This is a genomic window from Salinispora goodfellowii, assembly GCF_059570675.1.
In genome coordinates this window covers 58,957-80,397 of the sequence record NZ_JCANTD010000023.1, presented here as the reverse complement: position 1 = coordinate 80,397, position 21,441 = coordinate 58,957, and the positions used below count along the sequence as shown (strand labels likewise).

Below are 21,441 nucleotides of genomic sequence, written 5' to 3'. Positions count from 1 at the left end.
TCAGGTGCCACGTCTGGTCGGTGAAGCGGTCGACGACCTCACCGGTCGTCGCTAGCTCTCGCCAGGTTCGCCTGCGGTCGCAGGCCCCGTATAGATAGACCAATGCCTCAGCGTTGTCACCGATGAGGTTACGCAGCGTGGCTCGATTGTTTCGGTCGAGCAGCGTCACGTCGAAGCCGTCCGTGCCGTAGACGGCATGCACGAGACCGGCCAGTTGCGCGTCAACGCCACACTCCAGCTCAGCGAGACGGTCATGCACCCGGCACAGGTGGGCGTAGAGAGTGCCGCCGGGGTGCTGGATTTTCTCAGCTCCACGTTGCCCTAGCCAGCGCCGCACGTCAGCGTCCGCGCCCATGGCCCGACCTTACGTAAACCGTGTCTGGCCTGCAGCCCCCCCAGCGTGGGCGGTTCGTCACACCGCTGCGCCCTTGTTTCCTCGGCTGTCCAGGCAGTTGGGTCAACGACATGGCTCGAATCGCGTTTGACGATGCGGACGCCGCGGCGTTCGAGGCGACCCGTCACCTCACCGACGACGGGCTCTCGGCTTGGCGGGAGGCCGTGACCCGGCACCTTGCCCCTCATGCAGGCATGCGAATACTCGACCTCGGCTCCGGCACCGGAATGTGGGCGCGAGCCTTCATTGACTGGCACGACATCGAGGTCACCGCGGTCGAGCCCTCCGAGGCGATGCGTGCCCGCTCGATGTACCAGCCTGTCGTGCATGGCGACGCCGAGTGCATCCCGCTCGACGACGGCAGCGTCGACGCCGCCTGGATCTCCACGGTCATCCACCACGTGCCAGACCTGTACCGTGCAGCCCGAGAACTACGCCGGGTCGTGCGCCCCGACGGCCGGGTGCTGATCCGTTCCGCGTTCGCCGGCCGACACCAGGCGATCACCCTGTTCCGCTACTTCCCCGAAGCCATTCGTGTGCTCGACACCTACCCCAGCGTGGCCGACGTCGAAGCAGCCTTCAGCGCCGCCGGGTTCGTCACCGTCGGCCTCGAACAGGTCCCGCAGGTGACCGCGGCCTCATTAGACGAGGCTGCGACGGCGCTGCGCCGCGAGGCGCACACCCCTCTGCAACTGATCAACGACGACGAGTACGCCGCCGGCCTCGCCCGACTGCGCAAGGCAGCGCAACGTGAGACCGGACCCGTGGTTGATGCCTTGGACCTCCTCGTCCTCACCTGAACGGCTACAAGATCTTCAGTATCAGCTGAAGACGCGGTGGGGTCTGGTCGTCCGCGCTGCCGGCGGCCAACTCCACCGCTCGGCGGAGTGGTACTGGTGGCTGCGCGGTCTGATCGGGGAGTGACTACCACACGACGGGGTAGCGCCGCTGTCGGTGACCGTTTTGCTGCCGCGCCACGACGACATCCCCGTCCGCGATGCCAGCTTCGACCAGAGGTCTTCCTCAACCAAAATCGGTGCGTCGGCGGCGATCGTGCCCAGCAGCGGAACCTGTACGCCGGAGCGTGGGCGCGATTCGTTTAGGGGACTATCCGGGAACCGGGAATGGCCCGCAGGCGCTGGCCTCCTGAGGACGTCTCTTGCGTTGACCCACGGCGGGCAGATCCCTGTTCCTGAAGGGAGTCAGTCTCCGTGCCAGTGGAGCGACAGGCCCAGATCGGATGACCGGCCCGGAGCCGGACTGCCTCAAACGCAACCGGGGCCAGGGCTGCCCGCCCACTTCGCCTGGGACTGCATCGCGGTCGGCGCCCTGGCCCGGCTTTCTACATCGCTGGTGGCGGGACACTGCTGGCGCACCCGGAGTTGGCCGAGGCCGCGGTCGAGGAGACGCTGCGGCACAGCCCGCCGGTGCGCCTGCAGCCGCTCTTCGCCACCGGGGACGTCGAGCTGGCCGGGGTGACGGCGCCGGCCGGCGCCCAGGTGGTGGTGGCGACCGAGGCTGCGAACCGGGAACCGGCGGTCCATTCCGACCCCGGGCGCTTCGACCTTGACTCGCACCGGGCCTGCGCCGCTCGGCCTCTCCGAGATCCCGGACCTGGCGCTCGTCGCACTGTTGGTGCGGATGCAGCCGGCCTCCGCTCTTCGGATCATCGCCACCGAACTCCCACAGCTGCGGGTGGCGGGGGCGGCTCCGGCGCGCCTGCGCTCCCCCGTGACTCGCGGCCGGCTACGCCTCCCGGTGCGCATCCGATGACCCTCCGCTGCCCACGAGGCACTAGGACGACGTAGCTATGTAGTAGATGTAATATGCCTCGTACAAGATGCCTAGCGAAGGGCGCAGCCGATGGCAAGCGCACAGAAGTTGGAGAGGGCAGCGCCGACCGTCGATCCACCCGACGATCCGGTCGCGATCGATGTCCGCGACCTGCGCATGCGGTACGGACACAAGGACGTGCTCACCGGGGTGAACTTCAATGCCCGGCGGGGCGAGGTGGTCGCCCTGCTCGGGCCGAACGGAGCCGGCAAGACCAGCACGATCGAGATCCTCGAGGGCTTCCGGATTCGGTCGGCCGGAGACGTCCACGTCCTCGGCGAGGATCCGGCGCAGGGCGGCGAACACTGGCGGGCCCGGCTCGGCATCGTGCTGCAGTCGTGGCGCGACCACGGCCGGTGGCGGGTTCACGAGCTGCTCGCCTATCTCGGGGAGTACTACCGGCTGTACTCGGTGCCCGGCCGCCAGCGGCCGCGCGACGTCGACGAGTTGCTCGGGACCGTCGGCCTCTAGGCACACGCGAACCAGAAGATCAACACGCTGTCCGGCGGCCAGCGCCGCCGGCTGGACGTGGCGATCGGCATCGTCGGGCGGCCCGAGGTGCTGTTCCTCGACGAGCCCACCGTCGGGTTCGACCCGGAGGCGCGGCGGGACTTCCACGACGTGGTCCACCGGCTCTCCGACCTGGAGGACACCACCGTGCTGCTCACCACGCACGACTTGGACGAGGCGGAGAAGCTCAGCGACCGGATCCTCATCCTGGCTGGCGGCACGATCGTGGCCGACGGCAGTGCGGACCAGCTCGCCCGACAGGTGTCCAACCACGCCGAGGTGCGCTGGAGCGTCGACGGCGAGCACTTCGTGCACTCCGCCACGGAGGTGACACGGTTCGTGCAGGACCTGTTCCGCCAGCACGGCGACCGGGTCGAGGACCTGGAGGTCCGCCGGGCTAGCCTGGAGGACACCTACATGACCATGGTACGCCAGCACGAAGCCGGCCGGGTCACGGAGGCGGCCGAGTCGTTCAAGGGGGCGCGGGAATGAACCCCACGACACACGCCGTCCGCCTCGGCCTGCTCCGGGGATGGATCGAGTTCCGGCAGAGCCTGACGAACGTGGGCGACATCGTCTACTACCTGGTGCTCGCAGCCGTTTTCCTGGTAGTGCTGTTCTTCCAGCGCAACTCGACGGTGGAGGGCACCGACCTGTCCCTGGCGACCGTCGTGATGCCCAGCCTGTTGGGCGGTCTGCTGGCCTTTCAGGCGATGGGCGGCGCGGCCTACTCGCTGGCGGCCGAGCGGGAGGACGGCACGCTGCTGCGGGCCAAGACCATCCCGCAGGGCATCATCGGCTATCTGAGCGGCCGGGTGCTTGGACTGTCCGTGGGCACGCTGCCGCTGCTGGTCCTGATCCTGGCGCCCAGCCTGCTGCTGGTGGACGGCCTGGCGTCGCTGGACGCCAGCCGGTGGCTCACCCTGGTCTGGGTTTTCGCGCTCGGGCTGCTGGCGACCCTGCCACTGGGCATGATCGTCGGATCGGTGGTCAAGGGCCCGAGGGCGGCGAACACCTGGGGGATCTTCCCCACTATGGCCCTGGTGGGCATCTCCGGCATCCTCTATCCGATCCAGAGCCTGCCGGTCTGGGTGCAGAACATCGCGCAGGTGTTCCCGGTCTACTGGCTGGGGCTCGGCACCCGGTCGGTCATCCTGCCGGACGCCGCCGCGGCGGTGGAGATCACCGGGAGCTGGCGGCACCTGGAGACTGCCGGGGTACTGAGCGCCTGGGCGATCGCCGGCCTGTTGCTGGCGCCTGTCGTGCTGCGCCGCGCGGCCCGCCGCGAGTCCGGTTCCAAGGTTCAGGACCGCCAGCAGGAAGCCATGAAACGCGTTGGCTGAGAAGTCGGCGATACAGCGTGCGGGCGGCGCCGGCGGCGGTGGTGCGGTGTACAACCGGATCGCCGTGCTGCGCGCCGAACGCGCGATCTCGCGTCGACAGCTCGCGGATGCGGTCCAAGCGCATTACCAGACGATCGGGTACCTGGAACGTGGCGAGTACGCCCCGAGCCTCTACCTGGCGCTGCGCATCGCGGCGTACTTCGAGGTGCCCGTCGAGGTCGTCTTCGCCACCGAGCCGTTTCCGCGGATCGGGTCGGTGGAACGGTCCGAGCGCTCGGCCTGATCGTGCCGGTCTCCCGGTCCCCCGGGAGAGCGGCTCCAGGTTTTCTCGGCCGGTCGTCGAGCACCACCCCGCACCGTGGCCCCATGCGAGTGCTCTTCACACCCTTCCCGGCCGCCACACACGTCAACGTCCAGGTTCCGCTCGCGGTAGGCGCGTACCGCGTGGTCCGCGCCGGCCTTGCTGGCGTTGTACGGCGTCCGGGGACGGTACGGCGACTCCTCCGTGAGCGCACCCGGGTCGTCCAGCGCCAACCGGCCCGGGTGGAAGAACGCTCGAGCACTACCCGCCGAACCGCGGCTCCGCGTGCGGCCGGCCCTTGAGCTCGTGGAAGCCGGACACCGAGGCGACCAGGACGGCGCCGTCGAAGAGCCGGCCCGCCTCCTCGCCGCGGGGGATCCGGGAGATCACCGGACCGAAGAAGGCGACCCGGCCTGCGTCCGCCGCCTCCGTGGCGACGACCGGGGTGCCCACGTGTTCACCGACCAGGGCGATGCCGGCGGCATGCGAGGCACGGACCACCTCGTCGAGCTCATCCGTGCCGGCGGCCGCCGCCAGGTCCTTCGGGAGCCCGGTCTCGGCCAGGACGTCCTCGAAGTCGACCCACTCCCCTCCCTGGTGCACGTGGGTCCCGTACGCGGTGAAGAAGCGGTCGAGCCCGTCCTGGCCGTACCGCTGCTCCACGGCCGCGCAGACGCGCACCGGGCCCCACAGGTACCCCTCGGTGTCGCCCTCGGGATCGATCTCCCGGTGTTCGTTGAGGACGGAGAGGCTCATGACGTGCCAGCGGATGTCGAGCGGCCGTACCGTGGCCGCCTCGACGATCCATCGTGACGTGATCCATGTATAGGGGCAGCTCGGGTCGAACCAGAAGTCCACCGTCCGAGTCATCGCCGGGCATCCTCCTCGCGCGCCGTTCCGCAGGACCGCTCCGCCACCGTACGCGCGAGACGGCACGGACGGGAACTCCAGCGCGCCGGCCCATGGTGGTCTGTTGCGGCAGCTGACCAAGGCGGTGCTATAGCGGGCCCTGGCGGAGGAGTTGACCGAACATCTGGGCTATGAGGTGGGTGATCCCGCGGGGCAGGGGTCGGGTAACAGCCGCAACGGCTACCCGTCGAAGGGGGTCCTGACCGAGGCCGGTGCTATCGACATCGAGATGCCGCGAGACCGTAACGGCACCCACGAGCCGAAGATCGTGCGGAAGGTCCACGGCCCGCTCCAAGGCAGGGCTGATCCCTGTGAGGAGTTCCTGCAAGCGGAACAGCGTGGCGACGCGCTGCCCGACGAGGCCGGCGCGGTAGCTGGTGAGTTCGGCGAGGAGCCGGTCGGAGGGTTCCAGGATCGGGATGTCGGGGCGCATGCGGATGGTCTGGGCGATGACGACCGCGTCACCGGCGTCGGTCTTGTTTTCCCCGGCGAACGCAGCAGCCATGTGAAAGGCGACAGTGCCAGAGACGTATCGAACCTGCACCTGACAACGCCACAGCAGGGTCAACAGCAGCGCCGACAGGCCGGTGGTGACGTCGACCGCCCAACAGACCGGCCGACCGTGCGTCGACACCTCCGCCATCACCGTCAGGAGGGCTCGTCGTTGGCGACCCGGCGGGAGTAGACCAACCGGCCGTCACTGGCGACGGCGGCCACGTGGTGGTGGGTCTTGCTACCAGTGCGAACGCGGGTGACCTTGTCGGCGGCCGGAGTCGCGCGAGATCGGTGCGAGTCCGGCGTGGGCGGCGAGCGCGGCGGCGCTTGGGTAGGTGGGGAGGGTGCCGGCGTGGGCGAGGAACTCGGCGGCGAGGGTGGTGCCGATGCCGGGCAGGCTGGTGACGATCTCTCCCAGCTCGTGCTCCGCGACGATGCCGGCTATGGTTTCCTCGATGGCGACGATGCGGCCGTTGACCGCTTCCAGGTCGGTGGCCATCTCCGCCAGGATCCCGGCTGCGGTGGCCTCCCCGGCGACGGCGACGGCGACGGTCTGCGTCCGCGCGGCGGCGAGGGCCTTGGCGGTGAGTGCCCTGGCGGCCCGCACGCCGTGCTGGCGCAGGTAGTCCAGGATGCGGGCTTCACCGGCACGGCGCAGCCCGGCGGGGGTCTGCCACTGCGCGAGGAGCCGGAGCGCGCCCTTGCTGCGCAGGTTAAGTGCCTTCTCCAGGGCAGGGCTGATCATGGTCAGGAGGTCCTGGATGCGGGCGGTGAGGCGAACCCGGTCGGCGACCAGGTCCAGACGGCGGGAGACGAGCAGCTTCAACTGTTGCTGCACCCCGTCAGCGAGAGTGAGGGCCGGCAGGTCGCAGCGCATGCGCAGGGTCTGGGCGATGACGTACGCGTCGTGGGCGTCGGTCTTGCGCTCACCGTGGAACGCCTCCGCCATCCGCGAGGTGACCGTACCGCTGACGTAACGGACGTCCACGCCCCGGTCGAACAGGACCGCCAGCAACAGCGATGCTGGGCCGCCGCGCAGGTCGACTGCCCGGCGGATCGGCTTACGGCGTTGCCGAGTCTCCCGGCGATGCCGGAGATGGCCTGCTGGTCGTTGGGGATCTTCTCGGATACCACCACGGCGCCGTCGCCGACGACGCACACGTGGTGGTGGGTCTTGCCGACGTCGACGCCGGCCCACAGGCTGCCCATCGGGCATCACCCTCTTCGCTTGTGCTGGTCACGGGGCGTGGACCCGCCGCGGTTCAGTAGCCACAACTTCGGAAAGGGGCGATCGGTCGCAAGTCTCCATCCAGTGCTGATACAGCGGTCATCAGCGAGGGCCGGGGCGTCCTACTCCTAGCTGGCCATGACATCGGCAGCACACACCCAGACAGTCACCCGGACCCTCTGGGTCCACACGGCAAACGACAAACTTCGATTTCCGGTTTATGGGTCCCGACGAACAGGCACGAGGTCGATGCGGTGCTCGAGAACCGAGCTGGGCAGGTGGTCCGACATGGGCTGCATGTGCTGGAGAGTCCCACAGACTCCCAGTTTTCGATCTCGGGTGATTCGGCGCGATCGCTGGCGGCGTGAGTTCCGACGTGCGTCGGTCGCATCACCCCGGGCACGACCGACCGATTGACCAGCCGATCCGGCGCGGGCTGCAGTGTTCGACACTCGTTAGTGGGCCCACCCCACGAACGGGCCGAAACAGCACACCGATTACCCGGGAAGGACCTTCACGACCGTGCCGATGTCTGAGAAGCCCGACTTCACTGGGCTGCGCGCGACATATATCAACTGCACGCTCAACCGTTCGCCGGACCGTAGCCACACTCAGGGGGTAATCGACCGCAGTATGGCGATCATGGAGGCCAACGGGGTCGGCGTGGACCAGTTTCGCGCTGTCGACCACGACATCGCCACCGGTGTCCGACCGGACATGACCGAGCATGGGTGGGGCACCGACGAGTGGCCCGCGCTGCTATCCCGGGTGCTGGCGGCCGACATCCTGGTCATCGCCGGGCCGATCTGGCTCGGCGACAACAGTTCGGTGACCCGCCGGGTGATCGAGCGGCTCTACGGCTACTCCGGCGTACTCAACGAGCACGGTCAGTACGCCTACTACGGTCGCGTCGGTGGCTGCCTGCTCACCGGCAACGAGGACGGCCTGAAGCACTGCGCGATGAGCATCCTCTTCAGCTTGCAGCACATCGGCTTCACCGTTCCACCGCAGGCCGACGCGGGTTGGCTCGGTGAGGTCGGCCCCGGGCCGTCCTACCTGGACGAGGGTTCCGGCGGGCCGGAGAACGATTTCACCAACCGCAACATCGCATTCATGACCTACAACCTGCTGCACCTCGCGTCGATGATCCGCCGCGCTGGCGGGTTCCCGGCCTACGGCAACCAGCGCACCGCCTGGGACGCCGGAGTTCATCCGGACGCCGCCAATCCCGAGTACCGCTGACCCGGCGGCCGGCCACCCGGACTAGCCGAGCTCGGGCGACGCGGCGGCGCCGATTTGTCGACTCCACGCCGCGCTCACCCACTGCCTGGGAGAGGACCCATGGCCACCGCCCAACCTGCGGGAGAACTTCGGCCCGGCCGCTGCCGCGCACAGCGCCTACTTCGGCGACCACCGGCCGACGAGCACGACCTTCGGGGCCGTGGAGCTGGCGCTCCCGGGCCAGGTCGTCGAGATCGGCGCGGTCGTGCTACTCGACCTGCCGCGCTAGCGTGCTCTCCAACCTGAGTCCGTCTGTGTCGAGGGCGTCTCTGCATGGCCGCATCGACGAACCGACCGATTGACCGACCGATGCGCCGTACGCCGCAGCGTCCGACACTCGTCGCGCGGACGCGCCGGATGCGCCGCTGAGCTCGCGAGGTGGGCGGTTTCTCGGTCTGGACCGACGTAAGGTGCGGGAATCAGTGAGCAGACCGGCGGGTCGACGGCATGACATGACCGAGTACGGGTGGGACACCGACGAGTGGCCCGCACCGAGGATGTGAGTAGCGATGACGAGCCCGGCAAAGATGAGCTGGCCGAGCCTTCGGGTCTCGGACTGGACCGCGACCCGCGAGACCCTGCACATGTGGACCCAGATCGTGGGCAAGGTCCGCATGGCCCACGCTCCGCTGCTCAACCACTGGTGGCAGGTGACCCTGTACGTGAGCCCGCGCGGGTTGACGACGTCCGCCGTCCCGTACGGCACGGGAGCCTTCGAGATCGAGTTCGACTTCCTCGGCCACCGGCTCGACGTGCGCAGCAGCGACGGCGGCGCGCGGAGCCTTCCGCTGCGGCCGATGCCGGTCGCCGAGTTCTACTCACGGCTCATGGCCATGCTCGACGAACTCGGGATCGAGGCGCCGATCCGGCCACACCCCAACGAGGTCGACCCGGCGATCCCGTTCGCGGAGGACCACACCCACGCCTCCTACGACGGCGAGGCGGCTGCCCTGTTCTGGCGACAGCTGCTGCAGGCGAACCGGGTGATCGGCGAGTTCCGGTCGCACTTCGTGGGCAAGGTCAGCCCGGTGCACTTCTTCTGGGGCGGGATGGACCTGGCCTGCACCCGCTTCTCCGGCCGGTCGGCCCCGCCGCACCCCGGCGGAGTGCCCAACTGCGGGGACTGGGTCATGGTCGAGGGCTACTCTCGGGAGCTGTCCAGCTGCGGGTTCTGGCCCGGCGGCGGCGAGGAGGGCGCCTTCTACTCCTACGCCTACCCCGCACCGGACGGGTTCGCCGAGCACCAGGTCGGCCCCGAAGGCGCGTACTACAGCAACGATTTCCAGCAGTTCCTGCTGCCCTACGAGGTCGTACGCGCCGCACCGGACCCCGACCGCGCGGTCGCGGAGTTCCTCCGCACCACCTACGAGGCCGCCGCCGACCTCGGGCACTGGGACCGCTCCGCGCTGGAGGACGACCCGTTCCGCTGGCATCCAACCCTGCGGTCTAGCTGAGCCTCAGGTCACCGTCGAAGTCGATCCGGGCCAGTTCGGTACGGGAGGTGATGCCCAGCTTGGGGTAGACGCTGGCCAAGTGGTGGCCGACCGTGCGGGGGCTGATCAACAGTTGCGCCGCGATCTGCCGGTTTGTCAGCCGGCGGGCGGCCAACTGTGCGACCCGGAGCTCCTGCGCGGTCAGCCCGGCTGCGGTCGGAGGATCGGCCACGCCGGAAGCGGCCCGCCCGTGGGCCAGCGCCTGCTCCCGCAGCGCCCGTGCCCGCAGCGGGTCCGCGTCCAAGCGGCCGAAGGTCTCGGCTGCCGCGGCGAGCTGGGCGCTGGCGTCGGCCCGGCGGCGGGCCCGCCGCAGCCACTCCCCGTACAGCAGCCGGGTGCGGGCGTACTCGAAACGCTGTGCCCTCGCCCCCGCGACGTCCAGGGCGGCTCGGAACGAGGCCTCGGCCGCCGATCCACCCTGGACGAGGGCCCGCAGGCGGTGGCCGGCCGCGCGGGCCCAGGGCGCATCCGTACGCTGCGCCCACTGCTCCACCATGGCGACTTGAGTCGTGGCGACGTCGCTGCTGCCGAGCTGCACGGCCGCTTCGACGGTGTCCACCGCGGCGAGCAGCGCGAAGGTGGGGTGGGCGGCCTCGTGGCCGGGTTCGGTGAGGCACCGCAGGTCGCTCAGCGCTTGCTGTGGACGGCCGTCGAACAGCGCTGCCCGCCCTCGGAGCCAGTACGTTGAGGCGGTGAACGCTCGCACTCCACGCGGCACCGAGACCCGCAGGACCCGGCTGATGTGCTCGTCGACGGCGCGGTAGTCGCCGCGGGCGGCAGCCAACATGCCGAGGGAACCGCGGCTCTGCATAGCGAGGTGGTCCGCCCCGACATCCTCTGCCAGCCCCAGGCCCTCGGCAGCCGCAAGCGCGCCGGCGTCCCATCGTCCCGCGGCGATCTCGAGGACCGCGATCTGCGCCAGTACCAGCGCCAATGCGGTGAGCTCCTGTCGACGCCGTAGCTGGGCGACCTGCAGGCGCAGTACGTCGAGCAGCCCAGCGTCGATGCCCCAGGCTTGGACCAGCGGCGCGGGCGGAAGCAACTCCCACGCCGCCGTACCGAGCCGACCGACCGTGTCGCTGGCCAGGCCCGGACCGGTCGGGGTGGCCTCGCCGGTCTCGTCATAGCAGGACCACCAGTTCCGCAGCACCGGCATCAGCCCCGACACCTCGGCAGCACCGTCGGTGTCCAGGGCCCGCAACCGCCGCAGCGCATCCTGTTGGAGGTCGGACCGACCGGCCGACCAAGCGGCGCGGACGCCCACCGTGCCCAGCTCCACCGCCCGGCGGGTCTCAGCGACCACGGCCAGGTCGCCTGCCAGGTAATGGTGGGCACGCTCGGGCATGCCGTACGCGAACTCGAGGATCCCGCGCAGCCCGCCGCTCAGCCGGACGACGGGAAGCACACCGCCGAGGCGTTCGGCGTCATCGAGTAGCTGCCGCGCCATCTCGGCGTGGCCGGCGTGCCAGGCCGCGCGGGCGGCGGCGGCCAGTCTGCGGGCGGCGTCCGCCGGCTCCGGCGACAGCTCGGCGGCCCGATACAGCGTACGAGCTGCCGTCGGACCCGCGCTGCGTCGCAGGCACTCCCCAGCGGCCTGCTCCAGCAGCGTCGCGACGTCCTCGTCCGGTCCGTCGGCGGCGGCCGCCAGGTGCCAGGCCCGCCCCATGGTGGCTTCCCGCGGCAGGGCCACGGCCAGCGCCCGGTGCGCAGCCTGCCGTTCCGGGAAGGAGGAACCGTCATAGAGGGCCGCCGGGATCAGTGGGTGCCGGAAATCCAGCCGGCCGCCCGAGGCTTGGAGCAGACCCGACCGCAGGGCCTCATCCCAGCTGGACGTGTCGACGCCCCAGCCGGCCCCGGCGCGGTTCACGACGTGCCGGTCGCCCCGGCCCTCAGCCGCAGCCAGCAGCAGCAACGCCCGGGTCGACGGTTTCAGTGCCTCGGCCCGCGCGTAGAACGCCCGCCGCAACCGTGGCCCGACCGGCACCGGGTTCCCGGACGGCGGGAGACTCGCCGCACCGTCGGTCTCATGATCGAGGGCAGGCAGCTCGTGCAGGGCCAACGGGTTGCCACCCGCTGCCCGCACCGTCCGATCGGCCAACGCCTCGTCGGCCCCCGGCGTGGCGGCTATCACGAGCCGGCGCGCCTCGGAGTCGGCCAGGCCGCCGACCTCCAGTGCCGGCAACCCCTCCCAGGGCCCCGAGACGGGATCCTCGTGCCCGGTCAGCAGCACCGTGACCGGCTCCGTCGCCACCCGCCGCGCGACGAACCCGAGGCAGTGCGCGCTCGCCTCGTCGACCCACTGCGTATCGTCCACCACGACCAGCACCGGTCGCTCCCGCGCAAGACCGGAGAGCAGCGACAGCACGGCCGCGCCGATGAGGAAACGGTTGGCCGGGTCCCGGCTCACCCCCAGCGCACCCCGCAGGGCCGCGGCCTGCGGGGCGGCGAGCATTCCCAGCCGGTCCAACACCGGCCACAGCAGCTCGTGCAACGCCGCGAACGCGAGCCCTGCCTCCATCCGGGTGCCTCGACACCGCAACACCGTCGCGTGCGACGCCGCCCCGACGGCGTACTCGAGCAGGGCGGTCTTGCCGATGCCCGGCTCACCCCACAGCACGAGCCCGGAACCCGCACCGTCCGCCGCTCGATCCAGCAGCCGGCCCAACGCCGAGGTCTCGGCGCGCCGTCCGAACAGTTCCATGTCCCACCCCAGAGTGTCGCGCCTGGCCGTGATGGCACCGCCGTTTCAAGGCTATAGCCCGGTCTGCCCCATCGTGAGGCGACCGATTGGCCTACCGATCCGGCTTCGGCCGTGCTGCCGCACACCCGGTGAAACCCTCACCAGGCCGTGCCGCCAAGGCCCCAGATGGCGACTCGTCCGAGCACCGCCGGTCGGCCGGTGTCGGAGATTGAGATCGGACGGGAGTGTCCTGTCTGATCTCGGGGCTACCGGCCGCGCCGGCCAGTGCTGCGGGCCACAGCACTTACCAGGCGCAGCAGCCCGTGACGCCGGTTCCACGATCCTTGGTGCCTCGCGCGCCTCGCCGCCCTCCGGGGCTGGATGGGTAGGGTGAGTAGCCGTTCGCGTCCCGTGGAGGAGAACGATGACCGCGCAGCCATCCAGGCCCACGTTCGGGTTGGACGATTTCGGGCTGGACGACCGGATGCGGCTGTTCGGTTACGTGACGGCGGAGAACCGGCTCGCCTACCTGTGGCTGCTGCGGGCGTTTGACTCGGCGCGGTCCAACTACCACGTGGTGCTGCACACCTCCGACGTGGTGGCCGCGCTGGCGGCGTTGCACGAGGCGGACACCGCCTGCCCGGATCCGGCCGGGTTGGAGTTGCCGCGGCTGCTCGATGCCCTGGTGGAGTGGGGGGTGCTCGACCGGGGGCAGGACAGTTCCCGGGCCACGACGTTGGCGGAGTACCGCAACCGGCACTCGGTGTACCAGTTCACCGAGGCCGGGTACCGGGCGCACCGGGCGGTGGAGGCGGTGTTGTCGGCGAGCATGGACGATTCGACGTTGTCCCGGCTGGTCTTCGCGGACCTGCTGGCGGACCTCAACGCGCTCGCCGCGGCAAACGAGGCCGGGGACGCCGAGGAGGTCTACCGCAAGTTCAACCGGCTGGACCGGGCGTTGGCCGACATCGCCGAGCGGGCCGCCCGCTTCTACCACATGCTGGGTGACCTGGGGCGGACCAACGACGTGCGGCCGGAGGCGTTCCTCGCCCACAAGGACGCGCTGCTGGCTCACCTGCGGGACTTCCACGACGAGTTGCAGCGGTACACGCCCCGGCTGCGCGCGGCGGTGCACGAGGTGGAGACGACCGGCCTGGACCGGCTGATCGAGGCCGCCGCCGAGGCCGACGAGCGGCTGTTCCACACCCCGGTGCAGCGGCTGGAGGACTGGCGGCGGCGCTGGGCGGGGCTGCGGTCGTGGTTGGCGCCGCCGGGCCCGGAGCAGCCCAGCGAGGCGGACCGGTTGTCGGACGCCACCATCGCCGCGATCGGTGACGTCCTCGCCCTGCTGCGCCGGGTCACCGAGGCGCGACGCGGCGGGGTGAGCCGGGAGTCGCAGTTGCGGCACCTGGCCGCGTGGTTCACCCACACCGGCACCCAGGAGGCCGCGCACGCCCTGTTCGACGTCGTGTTCGGGCTCGGCGCTCCGCGCCACGCCGGGGTGGCGCACCCGGATCCGGAGGCGATCGCCAGCCGGTTGTCGTGGTGGGAGGCGCCGGCGGTGGAGCTGTCCCGCACCCTGGTGACCACCGGCCGAGCGCCGGGTCAGGGCCGTGGGCGCCCGGCTCGACTGGACCGGGTCGACGAGCGGCGGCACCGGTTGCGCGGCGAGCAGCTCGCCCGGGAGCGCCGGTGGGCCGACGCGGCGACGGCGCTGGCCGCTGGGGGCGTGCACGATCACCGGTTGGACGGGTCGCAGACGCAGGTCCTGCTGCGCCTGCTCGACATCGCACTCGCCGCCCGGGTGGGTGGCGGAGCCGGGGTGCCGCTGGCGGCCGCCGCGCACGGCGTGCGGCTGGCCCTCACCCCGACGCCGGGTCGGTTCACCACGGTGCGCACCGCCGAGGGCCGGCTGCATCTCGACGGGTACGCGTTGACGGTCACCGGGGCGCAGCACACCGCGGTCCGCCGACCCGAGCTGGTGCCGGCGTGACCGCCGGGTCGGGCGCGCTTCGGCCGGCGGCGCACCGGTTCGCCGTCGACGTCCCGGAGTTGGAGTTGGCGGACTACCAGCGGGCGGTCCGGCTGGTCCTGCGCCACCCGCTGATCACGGCGACGTGGCCCGACGAGCGGTCGCTGCCCCGGGTACGGCGGTTCTCCGCCACCCTGCGCCGGGATCTCGCCGAGGCGTTCGGGTACCGGCTGGAGCTGCACGGTGCCACGGCCCGGCTGGTGCGGGCGAAGGACCGGCTCGACGGCACCCAGCCGGCGGTGTCGCGCACCGGTCGCCCGTTCGACCGGCAGCGCTACGCGTACCTGTCGTTGTGCCTGGCGGTGCTGGGCCGCGCCGGGATCCAGATCACCCTCAGCGAGTTGGCCGACTCGGTGGCCGGCGACGCGAACCGGATCACCGGCTTGGGGTTGGATCCGGACCACGGCCCGGACCGGCGGGCGTTCGTGGACGCGGTCGGCTGGCTGGAGGAACGGGGCGTGCTGCGGCTGGCCGACGGCTCCAGCGCCGCCTGGGCCAGTGACCCGGGCGCCGGGGAGGCGCTGTACGACGTGGCGCGGGACGTGGTGTTCGCGCTGTTCCGGCCGACCCGGGTGCTGCAGCACGTCGACTCGGTGTCGGCGCTGCTGGACCGGGCGATGAGCAGCAGCGGCAACGCCGAGCGCCGGCAGGCGGCCCAGGCGGCCCGGCGGACGGTGGTGGAGTCGCCGGTGGTCTACCACACCGACGTCGAGCCAGCTGTCGCCAACCATCTGCGCGGGTCCGCGCTCGCCACCGACCTGGCCCGACTGACCGGCCTGCGGGTGGAACGGCGGGCCGAGGGCGTGCTGCTGGTGGACACCGCCGGGTTCACCGGGGAGCGGTTCCCGGGCACCGGCTCGGTGGCGCAGGCCGCGGTGCTGCTGGCGGTGGAGATGGCCGACCGGGTGGCTGACCCCGACGGCCGCCGGGTCAAGCGGCTGACCCCGCCCGACGGGCACGCCCGGCAGCAGGCGCTGGCGAGCGACATCGACCTCGGCCTGCCCACCGCCACCCTGGTACGCCTCGACGACGCCGGCCCGGACGAGCCGTGGACCGCCGAGGAGCGGGGTGAGCACGACGAGGCCGCCGGCGCCAGCGGCGCCGGCCGGTTGCCGTTCATCACCGACAGCTTCCTGCGTACCGCGGTCGGGGAGATCCTCCAGCGGTACGGGACCGCGTTCGGGTCCCAGTGGCACGCCGACCCGGACCGGCTGCGGGTCGAGGCGGTCGCGCTGCTGGAACGGTTCGGCGCGGTTACCGCCGTGCCAGGCGGGGTGCTCGTCCGGCCGCTGGTGGGGCGGTACCGCCACACCGTCGCCTCGGTCAAGCCCCGGGTGACGACCACCGAAGCCCTGTTCTGAGGAAAGTTGATCGTGATCAAGCAACGCGCTGTCCGTCGGTTCGCCCCAACCCGGGCCGGGATCATCAATCTCTGGGACTACCGGGACGAGGAGTTCAGCTTCGTCGACGGGTGGCTGGTGCTGCGCGGGCCCAACGGCTCCGGCAAGACCAAGGCGTTGGAGGTGCTGTTCCCGTTCGTCCTCGACGGGCGGATCGAGCCGCGCCGGCTCAATCCGTTCGCCAGCGAGGACCGGACGATGAAGTCGAACCTGCTCTACCGGGGGCAGGAGGTCACCCACGCGTACGTGTGGATGGAGTTCGCCGACGGCGAGCGGTACGTGACCGTCGGCATCGGGTTGCGGGCACACCGGCACGTCGACCGGGTCACCCGCTGGCACTTCGTGGTTGACGGTCGGGTGGGGGCGGACTTCTCTCTGCTGGACGCCGACGACCGGCCGCTGAACCGCCGCGACCTGATTGACCGGTTGGGCGCCGAGGCGGTGCGGGACTCGGCGGAGGACTACCGGCAGCTCGTTGACGCCCGGCTGTTCGGTCTCGGCCCGGCCCGCTACGAGCAGCTGCTGGACCTGGTGCTGACCCTGCGCAAGCCGCAACTGGCGAAGGACCTCAACCCGGTCGAGCTGTCCCGCACCCTGCAACGGGGGCTGCGCCCGGTCGAGGACCACCTGCTGGTGGAGGCCGCCCGCTCGTTCGACGACATGGAGGCGGTCGCGCGTACCCTCGAGGGGCTGGTGGCGGCGGACGCGGCGACGGCCTCGTTCCTGACGGTGTACTCGACCTATCTGCGCACCCACGCACGGGCCGCTGCGGACGCCCTGACCGCCCGCCGCGACGCGGTCGCCACCCGGTCGACCGCACTCGGCGACGCCCGTCACGAGGTCGACGCGGCGGCGGGGGCGGAGTCCGCGGCGGGTGAGCGACTGCGGGCCATCGAGGGCGAGCCGGGACGGCTGCGCGCCCATCTGGACAGTTTGAAGGCATCGGCGGCCTACCAGTCCCACGAGCAGCTCGCCGACCTGCAACGGCACGTGCACGACCTGGCGGAGGCGGCCGGGCAGGCCGGCGAGGCCGTCGTCGCCGAGGAGAGCACGGTGGCGCGGCGGCGTACCGAATCGGAACGGGCGACGGTCGCGGCCCGGGACACCCGGACGGCGGCCGACCGGCTCGCCGCCGATCTCCTGCTCGACGCGGAGACAGCCGGGATCACCTGGAGTGCCGGCGACGCCGCCCCGGACGGCCTGGCGGCCCGGATCACCGCCCGGGCCGCTGCCCGCCGCGACGACGTGCGCGCCGTCCGCGCACAGGTGGCGCGGCACGACCAGGCCGACCGGGACCACGCCCGGGCCGCCGCCGACGCGGCCGGCGCCACGGCCGCCGCCGCCGACGCCGAGCAGGCCGAGCGGCACGCCGAGGACGCCGTCGCGCAGGCCCGCGCCCGGCTGCGTGCCCAGCTGGAGCAGTGGGCGCAGGGCAATGCTGGGCTGCTGGCCGACATCGCGCAACCGGAGCTGATCGATGCGCTGGCCGCCGCCGTGGACGCCATCGGCGAGCCGGGCGCGCGGACCCTGCGGGAGGTGTACGCCGACGCCACGGCCACGGCGGTGGCTCGTTGGCGGGACCGGCTCGCGGCATCGGCGGCGCAGCGGGCGGCGCTGGCCGACCGGAGGGCCGAGGTGGCCGCCGAACGGGACCGGATCGCCGCCGAGCACGACGACGCCCCACCCGCCCCGGTGACCCGGCCCGCGCCACGCGCCGGCCGACCCGGCGCGCCGCTGTGGCGACTGGTCCGTTTCGCCGATGGGGTGACCGGCGCGGACGCGGCGGCCATCGAGGCGGCGCTGCACGCGGCCGGGCTGCTGGACGCCTGGCTGCACCCTGATCCCGGGACCGCGACGACCGCGCTGGCCGGCGACGACCTCGACGGCTACCTGCTGCCGCTGCCGCCGCACCGGCGGCCGGCCGGGGCCACCCTCGCCGACGTGCTGGCTCCCGAGGAACAGGACGACGTGCCCGCCGCACGGATCACCGAGGTGCTCACCTCGGTGGCGCTGGCCGGCGTGGCCACGCCCGACACCTCGCCGGTCACCATCGGCGTGGACGGCCGGTACGCCCAGGGCGTCACCGCCGGCCGATTCGCCAAGGTCTCCTGCGAGTACATCGGCGCGACCGCCCGGGCGGCCCGCCGCGCCGCCCGAGTCACCGAGTGCGAGCGGCTACTGGCCGTCATCGACGCCGACCTCGACGCGGTGGACCGCGGCCGCGCGTCCGTCGAGGCGCTGCTGGCGGCGGTGGACGCGGCTGCCGCGCACCTGCCGGCACCCGCACCGGTCCACACGGCGCTGCGCGAGCTGGACCGGGCCGCCGCGACGTTGCGCGCCCGACAGGAGGCCAGGGCGGCTGCCGCCGCCCGCCTCGACCAGGCCCTGGCCGAGCGGGCCGCCGCCGCGGCCGCGCTGCGCCGGAGCGCGGCAGAGCGGTCGCTGCCGGCCGACCGGCTCGACGACACCGCCGAAGCGGTGAGCCGCTTCGAGCAGCGAGGGGTACGCCTGGAGGGCGCCTGGACCGCCGCCGCGCGTGCCGCCGAGCAGGAGGACCAGGCCCGGCAGCGGCACGACGAGGCAGTCGACCGGTTCACCGCCGCGGCGGAGGCCGCACGTACCGCCCGTGCGCGGCACCAGGAGAAGGCGGAGGCGTACCGGACGTTGCGCGACAGCGTGGGCGCCGAGGCGGAACGGGTGCTGGCCGACGTGGCCCGGACCGCCGACGCGATCATCGAAGCGGAACAGGCCGTCGACCAGGCCCGCACCCAACTCAGCGCGGCCCGGGAGCGGCGGGTCGCCGCGCTGACCCGGGTGGAGCTGGGCGAGCAGGCCCTGGTCGCCGCCGTCGCCGAGGCGCAGCACGACGCCCAGCGGCTGCGCCCGTACGCCCAGCCGGACCTGCTGGGCCTGCTGCGCTGCCCCACCGACCTGCGCTGGCCGGCGCAGAGCCCGGACGACGAACTGCATCCGCAGGTGGAAGCCCTGCACGAGGCGGTCCTCGCCGTCACCCGGGAGCTGAGCCCCACCGAGACATCGCTGAAGCAGAGCGCCACCCGGCTCACCACCGCGCTGACGGACCTGCAGGCGCAGCTACCCGCCGCCGGCCTCGACCACCGGCCCGAGTGGGACACCGACGACGGAGTGATCGTGGTCCGGGTCGCCGATGAACAGGGCCTCACCCCCGTCGCCCACTTCGCCGACCGGATCGCCCGCGAGCGGCGCGACCAGGAACAACTGCTGACCGACTCCGAGCAGCGGGTGCTGGAGGACGCCCTGCTCGGGCAACTCGCCCGACAGATCCACCACCGCACCATCGAGGCCCGCGACCTGGTGGCGGCGATGGACAGCCAGATGCGCGCCCGACGCATGTCCTCGGGGCTCACCGTCGGCGTCGGCTGGCGGCTCGCCGACGACCTCGACGCCGAGCAACGCGACGTCTGCAAGCTCCTCGAACGCGACCCAGCCCGGCTCGGGCCGGCCCAGCTCACCGCCATGCGCCGGCACTTCGCCGCCCGGATCAAGATGGCGCGGGCCGCCGCGCCCGAACGGCCCTACCGGGAACTGCTCGGCCACGTCCTCGACTACCGGCAGTGGCGCACGTTCGCGTTCACCCTGCACCGGCCCGGCGGCGGCACGGAGGCGCTGACCCGGGCCCGACACAGCCAACTCTCCGGCGGCGAGCAGTCGGTCTCCCTGCACCTGCCGCTGTTTGCCGCCGCCAACGCGCTGTTCGGCTCGGCCCGCCCCGATGCACCCCGGCTGCTCGGCCTCGACGAGGCGTTCGCCGGGGTGGACGACACCGGCCGGGGTGAGCTGATGGCCCTGGCGAAACAGTTCGACCTGGACCTGTTCATGACCGGCTACGACCTCTGGGCCACCCACCCGGCGGTCAGCGGCGCCGCCCACTACGACCTGTCCCACTCCGCCGTGGAACACGCCGTGTCCACCGTGCTGCTGGTCTGGGACGGCACGACCAACATCGCTGACTTCGACGGAACCCTGGCCCGTGCGCTCGGCTCCCCGCAGACCCGCCGTACCCCCGGTAGCCCGGACGACACCGACCGGACCGGCCTCCTGCTCGACCTCGCGGACGAATGACCGACGGGCGCGGCGAATCGCCGTCGGACTCCTCGGCTGCACACCCGTCGCTCGTGCCGCCCGGACGGGACCGGCCGGGTGGTCCGGCGAACCTCGTCGAGCAGCCCGGCTGGCGGCGGCTGTTGGCGTCCGCCCGGCGCAGCCTGGAACGCACCGGTGGCCGGCTCGACACCACCGTGACGATCTCCACCCCCACCGACGACGAACGCCTCGTGATCATCGGCATCACCGGCACCCACCGCTCCGCCGCCGCGGCCCGACTCAGCATCCGACTCGCCGACGTCGATCAGCACCTACGCGCCGCACACGGAGTCAGGCTGATCGAGGTGCTCACCACGACGGCACCACTGCGCAACCGGCCGTCTGACGCCAAACGCGAGGCGGTGGCCCGCGACGCCGTCCTCGCCGCGGCCCACGACGGCCGGCACGCCGGCACCGCCTGGTACGCCGATTGGCTCGACGGCCTGCGCCGCGACGGCACCCTCACCCGCGTCGTCCGCACCGGACTGCCGTTCGCGGACGTGATCCGCGTCTTGGACGCGCTGCCCGCGGCAGACGAGCCGATACCGGTCTTCGCCGACCGGGTGCTGGATGACACGAAGGCCCTCACCGAAGGGCCGCTGCGCGGGCTCGTCCTCCGAGCCGTCGCCGCCTGGCAACAGGCGGCGACCCCGGTCGACGGCGAGCGGGAACGGGCGTTATGGGAATCAGTCGGTCTGGTCCCGGACGACCTCGCCAGCCAGGTGCTGGTGCTCAACCTACCGGCCACCGGCGGCCTGCTCGGGCGGTGGCTCACCGAGGCCGCGCAGGCCGGCGTGCCGATCCGGGTCACCCTGCACCAACTGCGCCTGACACCACTGGCCCTGACCTGCGGCGAGGTCTACGTCTGCGAGAACCCCGCCGTGCTCCGCGCGGCCACCACCGCGCTCGGGGCCCAGGCCCCACCACTGATCTGCACCGAAGGAGTGCCGTCGGCCGCCGTTCACACACTGCTGCACGCCGCCCCGGGAGCGGTGATCCGGTGGCGCAACGACTTCGACTGGACCGGCGTACGACTGACGGCGACGGCTCTCCAACGGTATCCGGGCGCGGTCCCATGGCGGATGACCGCGGCTGACTACCTACCGGCAGCAGATACCGGCACGGCCCTACTCGGTACGCCCATCCGGACGCCATGGGACGAGGCATTGGGCGAGTCGATGCGACGTACCGGCCGAGCGGTGATGGAGGAACGGCTGCTCGACCAGCTCATCACCGACCTGCACGCTGCCGGAGCCGGGTAGGCAGGACGAAGCGACGCGGGCGCAGGCGTTGATCGAGCGCGACGAGCAACTGCGGGCTTTTCACGCGGCCGGGTGGCGGCCGGTGGATCTGCAGCGGGTCACCGGTCGCGAACAAAATGAGCGCACTCTAGAAGCCCGCCGTGTGCGCGGGCGCTGAA

General features: G+C 72.0%; 14 protein-coding genes and 5 pseudogenes. 13 read left to right on the top strand and 6 right to left on the bottom strand.

What is annotated here, in order from left to right:
- On the bottom strand, nt 1–355 hold a 355-nt coding region (locus T398_RS19640; protein WP_496448881.1), incomplete at its 3' end, for a DUF6817 domain-containing protein.
- A 110-nt stretch (nt 356–465) separates the two neighbouring features.
- Between T398_RS19640 and T398_RS19635 the strand changes: the two genes are divergently transcribed.
- The 6 genes and pseudogenes from T398_RS19635 to T398_RS19610 all read left to right on the top strand — a co-directional run bounded on the left by T398_RS19635 (nt 466) and on the right by T398_RS19610 (nt 4,363).
- Nucleotides 466–1,194, top strand: a complete 729-nt coding sequence (locus tag T398_RS19635) for a class I SAM-dependent methyltransferase (protein ID WP_496448880.1) — start codon at nt 466–468, stop codon at nt 1,192–1,194.
- A gap of 627 nt (nt 1,195–1,821) precedes the next feature.
- Nucleotides 1,822–1,902, top strand: a pseudogene (locus T398_RS19630) (hypothetical protein); the annotation flags it as partial.
- 58 nt (nt 1,903–1,960) lie between these two features.
- Entirely contained in the window at nt 1,961–2,167 is a 207-nt protein-coding gene (locus T398_RS19625; RefSeq protein WP_496448899.1) for a hypothetical protein, read from the top strand.
- Nucleotides 2,168–2,257: 90 nt separating this feature from the next.
- Nucleotides 2,258–3,229 (top strand): annotated as a pseudogene (locus T398_RS19620) (ABC transporter ATP-binding protein).
- Nucleotides 3,226–4,080, top strand: coding sequence for an ABC transporter permease (locus tag T398_RS19615; protein ID WP_496448878.1), 855 nt, complete (start codon nt 3,226–3,228; stop codon nt 4,078–4,080). Before T398_RS19620 ends, T398_RS19615 begins: the two are co-directional and overlap by 4 nt.
- Before the next feature lie 46 nt (nt 4,081–4,126).
- Entirely contained in the window at nt 4,127–4,363 is a 237-nt protein-coding gene (locus tag T398_RS19610; RefSeq protein ID WP_496448897.1) for a helix-turn-helix transcriptional regulator, read from the top strand.
- Here T398_RS19610 and T398_RS19605 read toward each other — a convergent pair.
- Together T398_RS19605 and T398_RS19600 are read right to left on the bottom strand one after the other, a co-directional pair.
- Nucleotides 4,252–4,614, bottom strand: coding sequence for a GDP-mannose 4,6-dehydratase (locus tag T398_RS19605; protein WP_496448876.1), 363 nt, complete (start codon nt 4,612–4,614; stop codon nt 4,252–4,254). The genes T398_RS19610 and T398_RS19605 overlap by 112 nt on opposite strands.
- A 28-nt stretch (nt 4,615–4,642) precedes the next feature.
- Nucleotides 4,643–5,251 carry a mycothiol-dependent nitroreductase Rv2466c family protein gene (locus tag T398_RS19600; protein WP_496448874.1) on the bottom strand — a complete coding sequence of 203 codons (609 nt, stop codon included), beginning with the start codon at nt 5,249–5,251 and terminating at the stop codon, nt 4,643–4,645.
- Here T398_RS19600 and T398_RS19595 point away from each other — a divergent pair.
- Nucleotides 5,250–5,567: pseudogene (locus T398_RS19595) on the top strand (transposase); the annotation flags it as partial. The gene T398_RS19600 and the pseudogene T398_RS19595 overlap by 2 nt on opposite strands.
- Here T398_RS19595 and T398_RS19590 read toward each other — a convergent pair.
- Together T398_RS19590 and T398_RS19585 are read right to left on the bottom strand one after the other, a co-directional pair.
- Nucleotides 5,565–6,007, bottom strand: a pseudogene (locus T398_RS19590) (IS110 family transposase); the annotation flags it as partial. The pseudogenes T398_RS19595 and T398_RS19590 overlap by 3 nt on opposite strands.
- A 34-nt stretch (nt 6,008–6,041) precedes the next feature.
- Nucleotides 6,042–6,994: pseudogene (locus T398_RS19585) on the bottom strand (IS110 family RNA-guided transposase); the annotation flags it as partial.
- A gap of 547 nt (nt 6,995–7,541) precedes the next feature.
- On the opposite strand from T398_RS19585, the gene T398_RS19580 reads away from it, so the two are divergent.
- Both T398_RS19580 and T398_RS19575 read left to right on the top strand, forming a co-directional pair.
- Entirely contained in the window at nt 7,542–8,255 is a 714-nt protein-coding gene (locus T398_RS19580) for a flavodoxin family protein (RefSeq protein ID WP_496448872.1), read from the top strand.
- 548 nt (nt 8,256–8,803) lie between these two features.
- The gene (locus tag T398_RS19575; RefSeq protein ID WP_496448871.1) at nt 8,804–9,748 is read left to right on the top strand and encodes a DUF5996 family protein; all 945 of its coding nucleotides are present in this window, start codon (nt 8,804–8,806) and stop codon (nt 9,746–9,748) included.
- On the opposite strand, the gene T398_RS19570 is transcribed toward T398_RS19575, so the two are convergent.
- Complete coding sequence (locus tag T398_RS19570) at nt 9,741–12,488, bottom strand: ATP-binding protein (protein ID WP_496448869.1); 2,748 nt, start codon at nt 12,486–12,488, stop codon at nt 9,741–9,743. The two genes, T398_RS19575 and T398_RS19570, sit on opposite strands and share 8 nt — an antisense overlap.
- Nucleotides 12,489–12,891: 403 nt before the next feature.
- On the opposite strand from T398_RS19570, the gene T398_RS19565 reads away from it, so the two are divergent.
- Genes T398_RS19565 through T398_RS19550 form a run of 4 tightly spaced genes read left to right on the top strand, consistent with a single transcriptional unit; the run spans nt 12,892 to nt 21,283 of the window.
- Entirely contained in the window at nt 12,892–14,460 is a 1,569-nt protein-coding gene (locus T398_RS19565; protein ID WP_496448868.1) for a TIGR02677 family protein, read from the top strand.
- Complete coding sequence (locus tag T398_RS19560; RefSeq protein ID WP_496448867.1) at nt 14,457–15,860, top strand: TIGR02678 family protein; 1,404 nt, start codon at nt 14,457–14,459, stop codon at nt 15,858–15,860. The genes T398_RS19565 and T398_RS19560 overlap by 4 nt, the downstream gene beginning before the upstream one ends.
- 12 nt (nt 15,861–15,872) lie before the next feature.
- Nucleotides 15,873–20,000, top strand: coding sequence for a TIGR02680 family protein (locus T398_RS19555; protein ID WP_496448865.1), 4,128 nt, complete (start codon nt 15,873–15,875; stop codon nt 19,998–20,000).
- A 53-nt stretch (nt 20,001–20,053) separates the two neighbouring features.
- Nucleotides 20,054–21,283 carry a TIGR02679 family protein gene (locus T398_RS19550; protein ID WP_496448863.1) on the top strand — a complete coding sequence of 410 codons (1,230 nt, stop codon included), beginning with the start codon at nt 20,054–20,056 and terminating at the stop codon, nt 21,281–21,283.
- The last annotated feature ends 158 nt before the right edge of the window (nt 21,284–21,441 follow it).